Source organism: Streptomyces sp. NPDC001970 (genome assembly GCF_053594115.1).
Genome location: NZ_JBSFDW010000017.1, coordinates 30,989 through 47,886, shown reverse-complemented (window position 1 = coordinate 47,886; position 16,898 = coordinate 30,989). Strand labels below are relative to the sequence as shown.

The following is a 16,898-nucleotide window of genomic DNA, read 5'->3' as shown; positions in this document are numbered from 1 at the left end:
CGTCCCTATACTTCCCCCATGCCGCCCATAGCTCACCGCCCCCGCCCCGCGGTCGTCGTCGCATGACCGACACCGGCACCGGCACAAACACGGGCACGCCCACCGGCACCCCGGCCCCCGAGGGACGCGGCCGCGTCCTCGCCGACCTCACCCCGCTGCGGACCTCCGTGCACTACCGGCGGCTGTGGTTCGGGAACACCGTTTCGTGGATCGGGCAGGGGATGACCACCCTGGCGATCTCCCTCCAGGTGTACGACATCACCGGGTCCACCTTCTCCGTCGGGCTCGTCGGGCTCTTCTCCCTCGTCCCCCTGATCGTCTTCGGGCTGTACGGCGGAGCCGTCGCCGACACCGTCGACCGGCGCAAGCTCGGGTTGTACAGCGCGAGCGGGTCCGCGGTGCTGTCGGCCGGGCTCGCGTGCGCCGCGTTCGCGGGGTTCCACCACGTCTGGTTCCTGTACGGCGTCGTCGCGCTCCAGGCCGTGTGCGCCGCGCTCAACGCGCCTGCGCGGTCCTCGATGATCCCGCGACTGCTGCCACCCGAGCAGTTGCCCGCGGCCAACGCCCTCAGCTCCATGACGACGACCTCGGGGATGCTGATCGGGCCGATGCTCGGAGGGCTGATCGTCGGGTACGGGGGCTATCAGACCGCGTACCTGGTCGACGCCGTCGCCTTCGGCGCCTCCCTCTACGCCATGTGGCGGCTGCCCGCCATGCTGCCCGACCGCGACCGCACGGCGGCGAAGCGGGCGTCGGTCCTCGACGGGCTGCGCTTCCTCGCCACCCGCCCGAACATCCGCATGACGTTCTTCTCCGACTTCTGCGCGATGATCCTTGCGCACCCCCGGGCACTGTTCCCCGCCGTCGCCGTGCTCTGGTACGGCGGTGACGCCCGCACCACCGGGCTCCTCGTCGCCGCACCCGCCGTCGGGGCCCTCATGGGAGGGGTGTTCTCCGGCTGGCTGGGGCGGATCCGGCGGCACGGGGCGGCCATCCTGCTCGCCGTCGCAGCCTGGGGGACGGCGATCGCCGTGTTCGGGCTGACCAGGAACCTCTGGCTCGGGCTGTTCTTCCTCGCCCTCGCGGGCTGTGCGGACACCGTGTCCATGGTGTTCCGGAACACCATGCTGCAGGCGGCGGCGCCCGACGAGATGCGCGGGCGCCTGCAGGGCGTGTTCATCGTCGTCGTCGCGGGCGGGCCGCGCCTCGGGGACTTCCTCGCCGGGTCCGTCGCCGGCCTCACGTCCCCCGCGGTCGCCGTCACGGGCGGCGGGCTCGCCTGCGTGCTGGCGATCGGTCTGCTCACCCTGCGCGCACCCGGTTTCGTACGGTACGACGCCCGCACGCCGACGCCGTAGGAGCAGCCGCGGCAGCACACGCCGGGAAGCCGCGGGTGACTGGCAGGTATCCGCCATGGCACGTAACCGCCAACATCAGGCCGCCCCAAGCGACTTGGGTTCACCCCACACTCTTCGAAACGCCCGGAGCCACCCCTTCACCGGGTGTACGAGGAGAGACACTCATGACCAGAGCGCCCGCGAGAAGGAGAGCCCGGCTGCTGGCGGCCGGGCTCTCGCTCGTACTGCTCCCGGCCGGACAGGCCCTCGCCGCCCAGACCCCCGAGAGCCCCAAGGGCGGTGTCGCGCCTGCGGATGCGGCTCCCCGCCACACCGTCACCCTCATCACCGGTGACAAGGTCACCGTCACCGATCTGGGCGGCGGCCGCAAAGCCGTGGCCGTCGAGCGTCCCAAGGACGCCACCGGTGCCGTGCGCAGCGAGATATCGGACGGCCGTGTCACCGTCGTACCCGACGAGGCCCGGCCCTACCTCGACGCCGGGGTCCTGGACAAGCGGCTGTTCGACGTCACCGGGCTCATCGAGCAGGGTCTCGCCGAAGGCGGACCGCTCCCGCTGATCGTCACGTACGCCAAGGGCAGCCGTGCCGCGACCCCGCGCGGCGGGGACACCGTACGGTCCCTCCCCAGTATCGGCGGCGTGGCGATGAAGGCCGAGCCGGGGATCCTCTGGGACACGGTGGCCACCACCCGCCGTGCCTTCTCCGGCGGCATCGAGAAGATCTGGCTCGACGGACGCGTCGAGGCCGACATGGCCGAGTCCAACGCCCAGATCGGCACCCCCGACGCCTGGGAGGCCGGACTCACCGGCCAGGGGGTCAAGGTCGCCGTCCTCGACACGGGCGTGGACGCGGGCCACCCCGATCTCGCCGGACGCGTCGGTGAGTCGAAGAGCTTCATCGAGGGCCAGGAGGTCGCGGACCGCCACGGCCACGGCACCCATGTCGCCTCCACGGTCGGCGGCAGCGGCGCGGGCTCCGACGGCAGGGAGAAGGGCGTCGCGCCCGGTGCCGACCTCGCCGTGGGCAAGGTCCTCGACGACGCGGGCAGCGGCAGCGAGTCGCAGATCATCGCCGGCATGGAGTGGGCCGCCAAGGACATCGACGCCAAGATCGTGTCGATGAGCCTCGGTTCGCGGGAGCTGAGCGACGGCACCGACCCGATGGCCGAGGCCGTCAACGCCCTCAGCGCCCAGACCGGCGCCCTCTTCGTCATCGCCGCGGGCAACGCCGGCGCTCCCGGCAGCCTCGGCTCGCCCGGCACCGCCGACTCCGCGCTGACGATCGGTGCCGTCGACTCGGCCGACGAGGCCGCCTACTTCACCAGCCAGGGCCCGCGCCACGGCGACCACGCCCTCAAGCCCGACCTGTCCGCGCCGGGTGTCGGCATCCTCGCCGCGCGTTCCCAGCTCTCCTCCGGCAGCGGCCTGTACACCGCGATGAGCGGTACGTCGATGGCCACCCCGCATGTCGCGGGTGTTGCCGCGCTGCTGGCCGAGGAGCACCCCGACTGGACGGGCGCGCAGCTCAAGGAAGCGCTGATGTCGTCGTCGAAGCCGCTCGACGCGAGCCCGTACGTGCTCGGCGCCGGCCGCGTCGACGTACCGGCCGCGACCCGCGCCCGCATCACCGCGACCGGCTCAGCCGACCTCGGCTTCTACGGCTGGCCGTACGAGGCCAACAAGCCGGTCACCAGGACCGTGACGTACACCAACCACACCGACGCGCCCGTCACGCTGACGCTCGCCGTCGAGGGCGCCCCGGCGGGTGTCGCCACGCTCGCCGACTCCACGCTCACCGTGCCCGCGCACGGCACCGCGCAGACGACGGTGACCGGTGACGGCGCCAGGGCCGATGTCGGCAACAACGGCGGCCGGATCACCGCCACCGCCGCCGACGGCACGGTCGTCGCCCGCACCGCCATCGGCCTGGTCAAGGAGGAGGAGCGGTACACGCTCACGGTTCACGTGAAGGACCGCGACGGTGCCCCGACGGCCGCCTACCTGGGCGTGCAGAAGCTCGCCGAGGGCGAGGACCCGTTCCCCGAGAGGGTCGGCGAATCCGGCACGCTGGAGCTGCGCCTGAGGCCGGGCACGTACACGGTCGACACCTTCCTCGACGTACGCGGCAGCAAGGGCAAGGACTCCCTCGGCCTCGGTTTCCTCACCGAGCCGGAGATCACCCTCGACCGGGACCGCGAGATCACCCTCGACGGCCGGAAGCTGCGTGAGCTCAGCGCCGACGTGGACAGGCGTACCGAGACCCGTCAGCTGCTGATGGAGTTCGACCGGAAGGCGAACGGATCCCACTACGGCGGGGCCGTGCAGGTGCCGCCCAAGTACGACTCGGTCTTTGCGGCGCCCACCGGCAAGCCGGCCACCGGCACCTTCGAGTACCGGACCGTCTGGCGCCTCGGCAAGCCGATGCTGGAGGCCGAGGCCGGCGGCAAGCGGATCAGCGACACCAGGGTGCAGGCCGGCACGACCCCCCTCGACGGCGAGCTGCGCCTCGGCATCGTGGACGCGGGCACCGGCGACGCCGCCGCCTACGAGGGCAAGGACGTGCGCGGCAAGGCCGTCGTCGTCCGCCACACCGGCGCGGTCACCCCGGCACGACTCGCCCAGAACGCGCAGGACGCGGGCGCCAAGGCGCTGTTCGTCACCGATGACGCGCCCGGCCGGCTGATGGCCTGGTTCGGCACGGCCGAGTACGAGGACCGTCCGCTGCACGTCGTGACCGTCAACGCCGCCGACGGGGCACGGCTGATCGCCGCGGCCGCCCGGCACGAGCGGGTGGAGCTGACCGGTACCCGGTACACGCCGTACGTGTACGACCTCTCCGAGGGCCACCGGGGCGCGGTGCCGGACCGGGACCTCACCTACCGGCCCGGCGAGCGTGATCTGGCCGTACTGAACACCAGGTTCCACGCCACGAAGGCCGCGGACGGCAGCGACTTCCGCTACTCGATCACCGACACCTTCCCGATCGGCTTCGGCTTCCAGGAGAAGGTCGCCTTCCCGGTGGAGCGCACGGACTACGTCAGCACCGGCCCCGGCCAGCGCTGGCACGAGTCCGTCACCAACGGCCCGGGCGCCGTCGAGCAGCGCAGCGGCACACCCGTCTACAAGGGCGGCACCCGCTCCACGCTCAACTGGTTCAAGCCGGTCTGGCACCCGTGGCTCGGCACCGGACTCGGCTGGGGTCAGGAGCGCGCCGGCAACAACCTGCAGTTCAACACGCCCGGCTGGGGCGACTCGGGCCCGGACCACACCGGCTTCGGCGACGTGTGGAGCGACGACTCGATGACCCAGTTCACCGAGGTGTACGTGGACGGCGTGCGGGTCGACCGCAAGATGAGCTCGGGCGCGTACGCCCGGAACGTCAAGTCGACCGAGCAGGAGTTCAGGGTCGTCACGGACACGACGATGGACCCGGAGCGGTGGGTGCTTTCCACCCGCGGCCACTCCGAGTGGACCTTCCGGTCCAAGGAGACCCCGGACGACCGGTGGACCTTCCTGCCGCTGCTGAACCTCGGCTTCGACGTCGACACCGACCTCAACGGCAATGTGCGGTCGGGGAACAAGCTCGACGTCGGGATCTTCTCCGAGTACGTGAAGGGCGCCGTCGGCACCGGCGCGATCACCGGCGCCGCGCTGGAGGTGTCGTACGACGACGGGAAGACGTGGTCGAAGGTCCGGCTCGACGGCGTACGCGGCAAGTCCGCCGCGTGGGAGGCGTCGCTGTGGGTGCCGAAGAGCGCCGACCACCTCTCCCTGCGTGCCTCGGCGACCGACGACCGGGGCGGCTCGGTGAAGCAGGAGATCATCCGGGCGGTCGGCGTGAAGTGACACGCTGACCGATCCCCGGAGCAGAGGCCCGGTACGGCGAAGCGGCGCCGTACCGGGCCGTTCGGCGTGGTACCGGGCTTTTCGGCGTTGTACCGGGGTTCGGCGCCGGGCCGGGCCGTTCAGCAGGTGGGTGCGTCGCCCGCCGGGCGGCCCGTGCGACGCCGGGTGTCGAGCGACCACATATGGGTGCAGCCCGGGCACTGGAGGTGGACGACCGCCCCCTTGTTGGAGATCAGGTACCGCCAGTGCTCCCGGCAGTTCCGCCCGTCGGTGCAGTCGGCGCAGTCCTTCGCGTCGTCGCAGCGGGGGCAGGGCACCCAGGCGCGGCGGGCGATGTCCGCCTGCGGATCAATGGGCAGCCGCACGGCCGGGCTCCCCTCCGGGCAGGACACCGGCGGCCACGAGCATGTCGTACGTGCGCTGCTGCTCGGCGTCGAGGCCGGAGTACAGGAGCGCGTAGGCCTCGTCCTCACCCTGCAGCGCGGCGATCGGGTCCCAGTCGGGACCGAGCGCCGCCACGACCTCGGCGCGTCGCCTGGCCTCCTCGAAGGTCAGGTCGATCGTGAAGGGTATGTGGCCGGGGGCGCTGTCCTGGTCCATGGCGAGACTTCCGGTGGTGCAGTAGAGGTCTGCCACGTTTATCAGAGGGCGGGGACGAGAGTGAAGCGTCGCGGTTCGGCTGTGACGCACTTCATGAGTGCCTTGTCCTGTTACTCCTGACTTGTCACGATTCCGCGTACGACGCCGAACTCCACCAGGTCCTGCGGCCGCAGCCGCAGCTGGTCCGCGGTCGCGGGAGCGTCGGACGGGGCGCGCTTGAGGATGGCCGCGGCGAGTTCCGGGGCGATGACGGAGAAGTAGCTGTCCGGCGTGGCCCAGGTGTGGCCCGGAGCGGCCAGTGCCAGGGCGCCGCCCGACCCGCCCTCACCGATCAGCAGCGTCGTCACCGGGACCCGCGCCTCGGCTATCGCCGCGAACACCTCGGCGATGGCCGCGCCCGCGCCGTCCCGCTCCGCCTCGGCGTCATTGGCGGCGCCGGGCGTGTCCACGAGCGTCAGCACGGGAATGCCCAGCCGGTCCGCGAGCCGGATCAGCCGGGCGGCCGTCCGGTACCCGGCGGGCCGTGTCGCGGTCCCCGTCTGCGCGGCGTACGCGACCGACCGCCCGCCCCGCAGCCCGAAGCCGCAGAGCATCCCGGCGCCCGTGCCGCCACGGCGTTCGCCCCGGACCGCGAGGCGCTCGTCGAAGTACGCGTCGAGATAGGCCCCGGCCCGCGGGCGCCGGGCCGACCGTGCCTGCTGGACCGCTGCCCAGCCGGTGGGCGCGACCGTCGTGGCGCCGAGGGCGGCGGGCGGGGGGACGGGCGGGCCGCCGCGGCGGACTTCCTCCGCGCCGGCCGCGACGGCTCCGGAGGGCCCGTGCGTGGCCGGCGCTCCGGTGGCCACGGGCGTGCGTGCACCGGCCCGCGGCTCCGCCGCTGTCTTCGAGACCGCCGCGTCTCCCGTGGGCGACGCCCTGTCCGGAGGGGGCGTCCCGCGTCCGGCTTCGCCGCTGCCGGCAGCCGAGCCGACCGCCGTCGCGGCAGCCGAGCCGCCAGCCGTCGCGGCAGCCCGGCTGCCCGCCGTCGCGGCGGGGGAGCCCGGTCCGGAAGGCCGTCCGGCGACAGGTTCCGGTGGCCGCGACCCGCCCGTCAGCAGGGTCAGCCACAGCGCCAGCGTCGGGCGCAGCTCCTCCGGGCGGACGATCGCGTCGATCTGCCCGGCGGCCAGCTGGCCCTCCGCCGTGTACGCGAACGGATCGGCGTCCGGCGGGCGCACCCGGGAGCCCGCGAAGCCGATCTGGGCCCCGGGCAGGGCGAGGATCACGTCCGCGCCCGCGCCGAGCGTGGCCCAGCCGCCGCCCGTCGTGGGGTCACGGACGACCGCGACCTGCGGGAGCCCGGCCGCGCGGACGAGGGCCGAGGCGCGGGCCACGCGCTGCAGCTGGGTGAGGGCGACCATGCCCTCCTGCATCCGGCTGCCACCGGTCGCGATCAGCGACACCAGCGGGAGACACGCGGTGCGCGCGTGCGCGTACGCCGCCTCCAGCCGGTCCCCGGTCCGCTCACCCAGCGACCCGCCCATGAAGGGGAACTCGAAGGAGACGACCACGGCACGCCGCCCGCAGAACTCCGCGGTGCCCCAGAGGACCGACTCCTCCTCGCCGGTCCGCGCCACCGCCCTGGCCCGCGAGGCGCCGTAACCGGCCCAGCCGATGGGCCCGTCGCCGGATGCGGACGCGGATGCGGGCGCGGCCCCCGGCGCGGCCCCGGTTCCGGGTCGCGCCTCCTCGAACCCGTCCGCGACCAGCGCGATCGCTTCACGCGCGGTCAGCCCGTCAGACATCGGCCCGGCCGTCGGTCAGTGCCCGCTTCATGATCTTGCCCATGTCGTTGCGGGGCAGTGCGTCGAGGAAGCGGACCGTGCGCGGCCGCTTGTGCGGGGCCAGTTGCCCGGCCACATGGTCCGCCAGCTCCCGCGCGGCCGGCGGGCTCGCCGGATCCGCCGGCACCACCCACGCCACCACCCGCTCGCCCAGATCCGGGTCCGGCTCACCGGTCACCGCCGCCTCCCGCACCCCGGGGTGCTCCAGCAGCGCGTTCTCGATCTCCCCGGCGCCGATCTTGTAGCCGCCGCTCTTGATCAGGTCCGTCGCCCTGCGGCCCACGATCCGTACGTGACCGTCCGCGTCCCGGACCGCCATGTCCCCCGTACGGAACCAGTCCCCGTCGAAGGCCGCCGCCGTCGCGTCCGGCCGGTTCAGGTACGCGGTGAACAGGTTCGGGCCGCGCACCTGGATCTCGCCTGCCGTCTCACCGTCGTACGCGGTGATCTCGGAGCCGTCGTCCTCGACGAGCCGCAGCTCGACGCCCGGCAGTGGCAGACCGACGGACCCCGGGCGCGGCTCGCCGTCCACGCGGACACTCGTGTTCATCAGGGTCTCGGTCATCCCGTACCGCTCGACGACCCGGCGCCCCGTCGCCGCGAAGATCCGCTCGTGGTCGTGGACCGGCAGTGCCGCCGAGCCCGACACCAGCAGCCGCGCGCCGGCCAGCGCCTTGCGCAACTCCGGGTCGTCCTCCACCGCTTCGGCCAGCCGGTGGTACATGGTCGGCACCCCGAAGAGCATCGTCCCGCCCGCCCCGAGCTCCCGCGCCACGCCCTCCGGCGAGAACCTCCCGAGGTGCCGCACCGAACCGCCCCGCCGCAGTGGCCCGAGGATCCCCAGGATCAGCCCGTGCACATGGAACAGCGGCAGGGCCTGCACGAGGACATCGTCACCGGTCCACGCCCACGCGTCCTCCAGCGCGTCCAGCGTCGCCGCGATCGCCCGCCGGGGCTGCACGGCACCCTTGGGCGGGCCCGTCGTCCCCGACGTGTAGACGATCAGTGCGGGAGCGCCCGGGTCCGGCTCGGGAGGCAGCTCGGGCCGGCCGGACGGCGGCGCCACCGGGATGTCCACGCGCTCCAACCCGCCCAGCACCGGCGGAAGTTCGTCCTCCGGCCCCGCCAGCACCAGCGACGGCGTGCTGTCCCCGACGATGTGGGCCAGTTCCCGCTCGCCGGTCTTCGGGTTGAGCGGTACCGCGGGCACCCCCGCGAGCAGCGCGGCGACCACCCCGACCGCGGTCTCCAGCGACGGCGTGGCCCACACGGCGACCCGCCCCGCCTCCGGGAGCCGGCCCGCCAGCGAGCCGGCCGCCGCGGCGAGCTCACCGTAGGCCAGCGCACGGTCGCCGAAGCGCAGTGCGGGCCGGCCGGAACACTCGTCACCCGCGGCCAGGGCCGGAAACAGGGCACTCACTCGTCGTCCTCCTCACGTCACGCGTGCACGGGGCTGGTCATCCCCGCCCGCAGCCCCCACCATTCTCCCGAATACTCGCCGAGGGGAATGCCGTGGCCGTAGCGCGCGCACGAACGATCATGCTCTTCGCCGTCCTCGTCGCGCTCCTCGTCCCCCCGGCCCAGGCACATGCCCAGGCCCGCGCCGCGCGCAACCCCGTCGTCCTCGTCCACGGCTACAACGCCGACCCCGGCGTCTGGGGCAGCCTCCGCGACGACCTCAAGGCCGACGGCTACACCGACGCCGAGCTCTTCTCCTGGGGGTACGACACCCACCGGTGCGTCAACGAGACCCTCTCCGGCAACTTCGCCTCGTACGTCGAGGACGTCCGCCGCCGGACCGGCGCCGAGCGCGTCGATGTCGTCGCCCACTCCTTCGGCAGCCTCGTGACGCGCTGGTACGTGAAGTTCGGCGGCGGCACCGGGACCGTCGCCCACTGGGTCTCCCTCGGCGGCCCCAACCACGGCACCTCCGTCGCCTGGGCCTGCGCCCTCTGGGACCAGGCCTGCCGCGACATGACGCCCGGCTCGTACGTCCAGACGAACCTCGCGTCCGGCGACGAGACCCCGGACGCGGTGAAGTACGCGACCTGGTGGTCCACTGCGACGAGATGATCAACCCGGACAGCAGCGTTCCCCTGACCGGGGCCACGAACAACGCCGCCGGGTGCCTCGACCACAACGCCCTGCTCGGCGACGACGCGGTCTCGCAGGGCGTTCGCGCGTTCCTGCGCACCTAGGTGCGCAGGCCGGGGACGTGGAAGCTGCGGTGGCCCTGGCGACGGCAGGTCATGTACGGCAGGTCATGCGAGGACGATCAGCATGGCCAAGGCCAGTGCGAGACTCATGATGACTGTGGCGACGCAGATGCACAGCAGACGTTGCTTGAGCGCGGCGTACCGCGCGGCGTACTCCCGGCGCAACTCCTGGGCGCGGGCGGCCGTCATTTCCAGGGACCGCTTCGTGACAGCCATGCGGTCCTGCGTGTAGAGGTTGACGATCTCGAGCCGCTGGCTGGAGGTGAGCCAGTACATTTGATCGGCGAATTTCTCTGCGTCGCGCCGGGCTTCCTGAATTCTGCTCTGGACGAGCAGATACCCCTCAATCCTGTTGATACCTGCTGCGGTCTCCGAGACCGGGTCCCCCGAGGGGCCGTTCATTCATGACCGCCCGTCTTGATCGCCGCGCTCCGCGGAGCCGCCGCGGTCCCGCCTGACCAGTTCACCGTCCTCGGCGGGGCGGTTGTAATGCATGGCGGCGAGGCCCGGATGGTGCAGGTCGAACGCCGGGGATTCGGAACGGATCCGTGGCAGGGTGAGGAAGTTGTGCCGCGGCGGCGGGCAGGACGTCGCCCATTCGAGCGAACGGCCGTAGCCCCACGGGTCGTCGACCGCGACCTTCTTGCCGTACTTGGCGGTCTTCCAGACGTTGTAGAGGAACGGCAGCATCGACAGGCCGAGCAGGAACGAGCTGATCGTGGAGATGGTGTTCAGCGTGGTGAAGCCGTCGGCGGCCAGATAGTCCGCGTAACGGCGCGGCATGCCCTCGGCACCCAGCCAGTGCTGGACGAGGAACGTGCCCTGGAAGCCGATGAACAGCGTCCAGAAGGTCATCTTGCCGAGCCGCTCGTCCAGCATCTTGCCCGTGAACTTCGGCCACCAGAAGTGGAATCCGGCGAACATCGCGAACACCACGGTGCCGAAGACGACGTAGTGGAAGTGCGCGACGACGAAGTACGAGTCGGAGACGTGGAAGTCCATCGGGGGCGAGGCCAGGATGACACCGGTCAGACCACCGAAGGTGAAGGTGATCAGGAAGCCGATCGTCCAGAGCATCGGGGTCTCGAAGGACAGTGAGCCCTTCCACATGGTGCCGACCCAGTTGAAGATCTTCACACCGGTCGGCACCGCGATCAGGAAGGACACGAAGGAGAAGAACGGCAGCAGCACAGCGCCGGTGACGAACATGTGGTGGGCCCATACGGTGATGGACAGACCGGCGATCGCGATGATCGCGGCCACCAGGCCGATGTAACCGAAGATGGGCTTGCGGCTGAAGACCGGGATGACCTCGGAGATGATGCCGAAGAACGGCAGGGCGATGATGTACACCTCTGGGTGCCCGAAGAACCAGAAGAGGTGCTGCCACAGCACCGCGCCGCCGTTGGCGGAGTCGAAGACGTGGGCGCCGAACTTGCGGTCCGCCTCCAGGGCGAACAGGGCCGCCGCCAGCACCGGGAAGGCGAGCAGCACCAGCACAGCGGTCAGCAGCACGGTCCAGGTGAAGACCGGCATACGGAACATCGTCATGCCGGGCGCGCGCATGCAGATGATCGTGGTGATGAAGTTGACCGCACCGAGGATCGTGCCGAAGCCGGAGAAGGCCAGACCCATGATCCACAGATCGCCCCCGACCCCCGGCGAGTGGACCGCGTCCGTCAGTGGGGAGTAGGCGAACCAGCCGAAGTCGGCCGCACCCTGCGGGGTGAGGAAGCCGGACAGCGCGATGATCGAGCCGAAGAGGTACAGCCAGTACGCGAACATGTTCAGCCGCGGGAACGCCACGTCGGGCGCGCCGATCTGCAGCGGCATGATCCAGTTCGTGAAGCCGGCGAACAGCGGCGTCGCGAACATCAGCAGCATGATCGTGCCGTGCATCGTGAACGCCTGGTTGAACTGCTCGTTCGACATGAGCTGCGCACCCGGACGGGCCAGCTCGGCGCGCATGAAGAGCGCCAGGACACCGCCGAGGAGGAACATGCCGAACGATGTGACCAGATACAGCGTGCCGATGGTCTTGTGGTCGGTGGTGGTCAGCCACTTCACCACCACATTGCCGGGCGCGTGGCGGCGCAGGGGAACTTCATTCTCATAGGCATCCGCCGGCGGAATGCCGGACTGGGTTCCCACGTCACCGTTCACACAAACTCCCGCAGAAATAGGCTCCCGGACCCCGCCCCAAGGCTTGCAGTCATGCTTCACTCGATACACATGCATGCCCGCTGGGCAATCTATCCGCACGCCCCGACTCACGTCCCGCCTGGATATCGGCTGTTCGGGTGATACTCCATCGAAATCGAGGAATTCTCCGGGTCGGCCCGCGGTGCGTGAACTATTCGTCACTTCATCGTCGGAGCCATCTGCTCCGGCGGCGCGGGCGGGAGCCGCCGCCCGTCGGCAGCGGCCGGTCGGTGAGCGCCCGCCGGGATCCGCCCGAGCGGCCCCACCGGAACCGGCACTGCCACCAGCGGACTTCTCGAAGGAGCTCATGCCGAGCCGGTCCTTGCAGCCGCCCGGGCGGCGCCTTCGGATTCCACGCCCGGAAGTGAGCAGGGGAGGGCCGGCTGCGGCTCACGGCAACCGGCTCACCTCCCTCACGGAAGCGGGAGGGCGATCTTCACCGCGTACACGGCCACCAGGCCGTACCCCACGCGAAACGTCCAGGCCCGCGCCCGCGCGCCGATCCGCGACCCCGCCAGCCCGCTCGCGGCGACGAGCAACTGCTGCCACACGAACGACGCGGCGAGGACCCCGGCCACGAACACCACTCCTGCCGTGCCGCCGCTGAGGGTGGAGCCCTGGGCGGTGGTGAGCGCCGCGAAGTACAGGGCGGTGGTGGGGTTCACCAGGGTCAACGCGGCGAACCGGGTGAAGGTCCGCACCGGCCCGCCGGCCCCCTCGGCGGCCTCCGCCGTCGAAGCGGTCTCGTCGCCTGCCGGCCGTGCCGACCGTGCCGACCGTGCCGACCGTGAGGCCCACAGCCCCCGGACCGCGATCACCATCAGCACGGCCGCCGACACCAGTCGCACCCACGCCTCGGCCCCCGAGAGCACGGACGCGACCAGCGGGCCGAGGGCCGTCGCCACCGCCGCGTACGCCATGTCGACCACCGCCACCGCGGCGGCCGCGGCGACGGCGCCGCGGCGCTCGCGCATCCCCTCCTGGATCAGCAGAACCCCCACCGCACCCAGCGGCATCGCCACGCCAAGGCCGGCGGCCGCGCCGGCGACCGCCGTCGTCCACGTCTCGCTCATGGCGCACACCATCGGACGGTGCCCGTGGCCCGCGCGGCCGATTTCGGGCGCGCACTGCGACAATCGCGGTATGGACCCCCTCGACAGCGAAATCCTCGGTGTATTGCAGGAGGATGCGCGGATCTCGTACCGCGATCTGGGTGTACGGGTCGGGCTGAGCGCGAACGCGGCGGCCGACCGGGTGCGGCGGATGCGCCGCGAAGGCGTCATCCGCGGCTTCACGACGCTGGTCGACCCGGCGGCGGCCGGCGCCCGGGAGGGACTCGTCGTCTTCATCGACATCACGCTGCGCCTGGACACGACGAACGAGGAGTTCGAGGACGCGGTGCGCCGCTTCCCGGGCATCACGGAGGTCGTCCACGTCACGGGCGCCCACGACTACCTCGTCCGCGCCCGCGCCGCCGATCCGACGGCCCTCGACACCCTCCTACGCCGCCTCAAACGCGAAGCGGGCGTCGCCCAGTCCAGCACCCGCATCGCGTTGCGCACGGCGAGGTAGCCGATCGGGGCTCCCGCCCACCGGGCTCAGCCGCGGGGGCCGGCGCCCGAGGGGGGACGCGTAGGGGTGGTGTTCCGGACGTGAAGGCGCCCGCGGTCCGCGCGGAGTGCGGTGAGGACCGGCAGTCCTGGACACGAGCCCCGGAGCGGACCCCGACGGCAACCGCACGGCACCGGGTGCCCCCGTGACACCCAGCCTGTTGGGGGGCACCTCCCAGGCGAAGCTCCGGGGGAGTTCGAGGACGGACACACCGGGCGCCGGCGCGTCACCGTGTCACCCCGCACCCCGCCCGGCCGCCGCGGCGCCGGGCAGCCGCGGGGGTCCGAGGGCGTCAGCCTCCGGTCCATGTCGTCGTCGTGCCCGAGCCGCCGTCCTCCCGCATTCCGTCGTCCGTCACCGTCAGCCGCAGCCCCGGACGCCCGTCCGGAAGCGTCACCGTCGCATCGACCTCCACGCCGACCGCGGTCAGCCCGGCCCGTCGGTGCGCCGCCGCGAGCGCGCCCCGCAGGGCCGTCAGGAGCCGACCGGCCTGCGGCTCCCGCACCAGCGCGTCCACCGGCCCGGTGAAGTGCACCGACGGCTGGAAGCCGAGCAGCACCGCCGCCCCGCCCGTCTCCCTCAGCACCCGCCCCCGGAACGACGTCGGCGCCTCCGCCGGCGGCTGCTGCAACGCGAAGATCGCCGTGCGGACCTCCTGGATCGTGGAATCCAGTTCGTCCACGGCCCGCCCGAGCAACTCGTCCTCCCCGGGCTCCGCCCCCGCCGCCCGCCGCCTGGTCGACTCCAGCATCATCTCCGTGGCGAAGAGCCGCTGGACGACGAGGTCGTGCAGATCGCGGGCGATCCGGTCGCGGTCCTCGTACACGGCGAGCTGCTCCCGGTTGTGCCGCGCGTCCGCGAGGACCAGCGCCAGCGCCGCCTGGGAGGCGAACTGCGAGGCCAGCAGCCGGTCCACGGCGGTGTACGGGCGCCCGCCGCGCCGCCTCGGCAGGGCGAGCGTGCCGATGAGCTTCCCGCCGCTCTGCAGCGGCAGCATCATCGAAGGCCCGAAACGGTGCCGCACAAGCGTCGTCATACGGGGATCGGTCGCGGAGTCCTCGATGAACACCGGTTCACCACCGAGGAGTCGGGCGAGCACCGCCGACCCCGGCGCGATCGTCGTACCGACCAGATCGCCGGGGTCGTCCAGCGTCGAGGCCGCGACGATCTCCATCCCGCCGTCCTCCGTGGGCTGGAGGACCACCCCGGCGGAGGCGTCCGCGAGTATCCGCGCCTGCTCGGCCACGGTCATCAGGGCGTCCGAGGCGCTCTCTCCGGTGAGCAGCGCCGTCGTCACCGCCGCCGCGCCGTCGATCCAGCGCTCGCGCTGACGCGCCGCCTCGTACAGCCGCGCATTGCCGATCGCGATGCCGGCCTGGGAACCGAGGACCCGCAGCAGCGCCAGGTCGTCGTCGGTGAAGCTGCCGGAGCGTTTCTCGGTGAGGTAGAGGTTGCCGAACACCTCCGTGTGCACCCGGATGGGCACACCGACGAACGAATGCATCTCGGGATGGCCGTCCGGCACACCGCACGAGCGCGGATCGGCCGTCAGGTCGTCGAGCCGCAGCGGCCGCGGATCCTGGATCAGCGCGCCGATGAGTCCGCACCGCCCGTCCGGGAGGCGTCCGATCCGCTCGCGTTCGTCGCCGGTCAGGCCGGTGGTGAACAGTTCGGTGATCCGGGCGCGTTCGGGGTCGACGACACCGAGCGCCCCGTACCGGGCGCCGATCAGCGTGGCCGCCCAGTCCACGATGTGCTGGAGGGTGGTGCGCAGTTCGAGGTCGGTGCCGACGCTCAGCACCGCCTCCAGCAGCACGGGCAGCTTCGCCGGGGCCCTGCCCGCTCCGCCCTGACCGGGGGCATCCTCAGGCGGTGAGCGGATCGAGGATCATCGCCTGGATACGGCCCTCCAGCATCTCCCCGAGCCCGAGCACCGCGCACACGTCGGGCCGCTCGGCGATGTTCACCGGCATCCCGGTCGCGTCGCGCAGCATCTGATCGAGTCCGGGCAGCAGCGCGCTGCCGCCGACCATCATGATCCCGAGGTCGGCCAGGTCGGCGACCAGGTCCGGCGGGCACTCGCGCAGGATCTTCCCGATGCCGTCGAGCACGGCGGTGAGCGGGGTGTGGATCGCGTCGCGCACGGCGGCGGTGTCGACCTTCACCGAACGGGCGAGCCCGGTGGCGACGTCGCGGCCGTGGATCTCGGTGACGTCGGGCCCGTCGGGGGTGAGGCCGTTGCCGCTGAGGGCGAGCTGGAGGGGGCGTACGGACTGGCTGGGCAGCATCAGCTCGTGCTGGTGGCGCAGGTGCTGGATGACGGCGTGGTCGACGGCGTCACCGCCGACGGGGATCCGTACGGCGGTGACGATCGAACCGAGCGAGAGGACGGCGATCTGGGTGGTGGCGGCCCCGCACACCATGATCATGGTGGCGGTCGGCTGCTCCACCGGCAGCCCGCATCCGACGGCCGCCGCGATCAGCGTGTCGACGAGCTCGACGCGCCGCGCGCCGAGTCCGACGAGCGTCTCCACGGTGGCGCGCTGCGCGAGCGGATCGGCGTCGTGCGGGGTGCAGGCCGCGGCCCGCAGCCGGGGCTTGCGGCGCAGCTGGCGGCGGAGCTTCTCGCCGAGCAGATGGCGCAGCATCCGCTGGGCCATCTCGATGTCGACGACGGTGCCACCGCTGACGGGCCGTACGACCCGGATGTAGTCGGGCGTCCGCCCGGTCATCTTCTCGGCGAACTCCCCGACGGCGATGAGGGCTCCGTTCCGGGTGTTGACGGCGGCTACGCTCGGCTGGTCGACGACGAGCCCGACGCCCTTGACGAAGACACGGGTCCTCGCGGCGCCCAGATCGACGGCGACTTGGCATCGGCGCAACTGCTCAAGACTGACGGTCATGCCGTTCCTCCCGAGAGCGGTTCTCTTCGCATGGTGCGATCACCCGCGGCCCGGCGCGCGCTGGGCTGAGCCGGTCGGGGGGTGGGGGAGGGCTCGTACCTGACGTCACATCAGCAGCGACGGCGACCGGCATCCCGAACACGGGGGTGGTCACACGGCCGCTGGTGCAACCCTCGCGTGGCTGTGTCTTTCGGGGGGCACCCCCTGGACTCTCGGTCGGGTGGCCTGTGGCGCGCCGTTACGTGGGCCGCTGGTGCAACCCTCGCGTGGCTGTGTCTTTCGGGGGGCACCCCCTGGATCCTCGGTCGGGTGGCCTGTGGCGCGCCGTTACGTGGGCCGC

At 72.1% G+C, this 16,898-nt stretch carries 13 protein-coding genes and 1 pseudogene; 5 read left to right on the top strand and 9 right to left on the bottom strand.

The window, feature by feature from the left end:
• Positions 1-62 precede the first annotated feature (62 nt).
• Positions 63-1,358, top strand: a complete 1,296-nt coding sequence (locus ACWCP0_RS21170) for an MFS transporter (RefSeq protein ID WP_451080345.1) — start codon at positions 63-65, stop codon at positions 1,356-1,358.
• Positions 1,359-1,522: 164 nt separating this feature from the next.
• Positions 1,523-5,203 (top strand): S8 family serine peptidase, encoded by a 3,681-nt coding sequence (locus ACWCP0_RS21165; protein ID WP_451080344.1) that lies wholly within the window; start codon positions 1,523-1,525, stop codon positions 5,201-5,203.
• A 119-nt stretch (positions 5,204-5,322) separates the two neighbouring features.
• Here the strand turns inward: ACWCP0_RS21165 and ACWCP0_RS21160 are convergent, their stop codons facing one another.
• From ACWCP0_RS21160 to ACWCP0_RS21145, 4 genes are all read right to left on the bottom strand, one after another.
• Positions 5,323-5,568: a hypothetical protein gene (locus tag ACWCP0_RS21160; RefSeq protein ID WP_451080343.1), complete on the bottom strand. Its 246-nt coding sequence runs from the start codon at positions 5,566-5,568 to the stop codon at positions 5,323-5,325.
• Positions 5,552-5,803, bottom strand: coding sequence for a DUF6400 family protein (locus ACWCP0_RS21155; protein ID WP_351236209.1), 252 nt, complete (start codon positions 5,801-5,803; stop codon positions 5,552-5,554). Before ACWCP0_RS21155 ends, ACWCP0_RS21160 begins: the two co-directional genes overlap by 17 nt.
• Before the next feature lie 110 nt (positions 5,804-5,913).
• Positions 5,914-7,587 carry a carboxyl transferase domain-containing protein gene (locus tag ACWCP0_RS21150; protein ID WP_451080342.1) on the bottom strand — a complete coding sequence of 558 codons (1,674 nt, stop codon included), beginning with the start codon at positions 7,585-7,587 and terminating at the stop codon, positions 5,914-5,916.
• Positions 7,580-9,046, bottom strand: coding sequence for an acyl-CoA synthetase (locus tag ACWCP0_RS21145; RefSeq protein ID WP_451080341.1), 1,467 nt, complete (start codon positions 9,044-9,046; stop codon positions 7,580-7,582). Before ACWCP0_RS21145 ends, ACWCP0_RS21150 begins: the two co-directional genes overlap by 8 nt.
• A 92-nt stretch (positions 9,047-9,138) precedes the next feature.
• Here ACWCP0_RS21145 and ACWCP0_RS21140 point away from each other — a divergent pair, with 92 nt between their 5' ends.
• A complete protein-coding gene (locus ACWCP0_RS21140; RefSeq protein ID WP_451080340.1) occupies positions 9,139-9,699 on the top strand; it encodes an esterase/lipase family protein in 561 nt (186 codons plus the stop codon).
• The gene (locus tag ACWCP0_RS21135) at positions 9,696-9,824 is read left to right on the top strand and encodes a hypothetical protein (protein ID WP_451080339.1); all 129 of its coding nucleotides are present in this window, start codon (positions 9,696-9,698) and stop codon (positions 9,822-9,824) included. Before ACWCP0_RS21140 ends, ACWCP0_RS21135 begins: the two co-directional genes overlap by 4 nt.
• A 63-nt stretch (positions 9,825-9,887) precedes the next feature.
• On the opposite strand, the gene ACWCP0_RS21130 is transcribed toward ACWCP0_RS21135, so the two are convergent.
• The 3 genes and pseudogenes from ACWCP0_RS21130 to ACWCP0_RS21120 form a co-directional block, all read right to left on the bottom strand.
• The gene (locus ACWCP0_RS21130) at positions 9,888-10,244 is read right to left on the bottom strand and encodes a hypothetical protein (RefSeq protein WP_351236162.1); all 357 of its coding nucleotides are present in this window, start codon (positions 10,242-10,244) and stop codon (positions 9,888-9,890) included.
• Between the two features lie 90 nt (positions 10,245-10,334).
• Positions 10,335-12,005, bottom strand: a pseudogene (gene ctaD, locus ACWCP0_RS21125) (aa3-type cytochrome oxidase subunit I); the annotation flags it as partial.
• 452 nt (positions 12,006-12,457) lie between these two features.
• On the bottom strand, positions 12,458-13,117 hold the full coding sequence (locus ACWCP0_RS21120; RefSeq protein WP_451080338.1) for a LysE family transporter: 660 nt from the start codon (positions 13,115-13,117) through the stop codon (positions 12,458-12,460).
• 70 nt (positions 13,118-13,187) lie between these two features.
• Here ACWCP0_RS21120 and ACWCP0_RS21115 point away from each other — a divergent pair, with 70 nt between their 5' ends.
• Positions 13,188-13,616: an Lrp/AsnC family transcriptional regulator gene (locus ACWCP0_RS21115; protein ID WP_451080337.1), complete on the top strand. Its 429-nt coding sequence runs from the start codon at positions 13,188-13,190 to the stop codon at positions 13,614-13,616.
• A gap of 331 nt (positions 13,617-13,947) precedes the next feature.
• On the opposite strand, the gene ACWCP0_RS21110 is transcribed toward ACWCP0_RS21115, so the two are convergent.
• Positions 13,948-15,477 carry a GAF domain-containing sensor histidine kinase gene (locus ACWCP0_RS21110; protein ID WP_451080449.1) on the bottom strand — a complete coding sequence of 510 codons (1,530 nt, stop codon included), beginning with the start codon at positions 15,475-15,477 and terminating at the stop codon, positions 13,948-13,950.
• A gap of 43 nt (positions 15,478-15,520) precedes the next feature.
• On the bottom strand, positions 15,521-16,558 hold the full coding sequence (locus ACWCP0_RS21105) for a rod shape-determining protein (RefSeq protein ID WP_451080336.1): 1,038 nt from the start codon (positions 16,556-16,558) through the stop codon (positions 15,521-15,523).
• Positions 16,559-16,898: the final 340 nt, after the last annotated feature.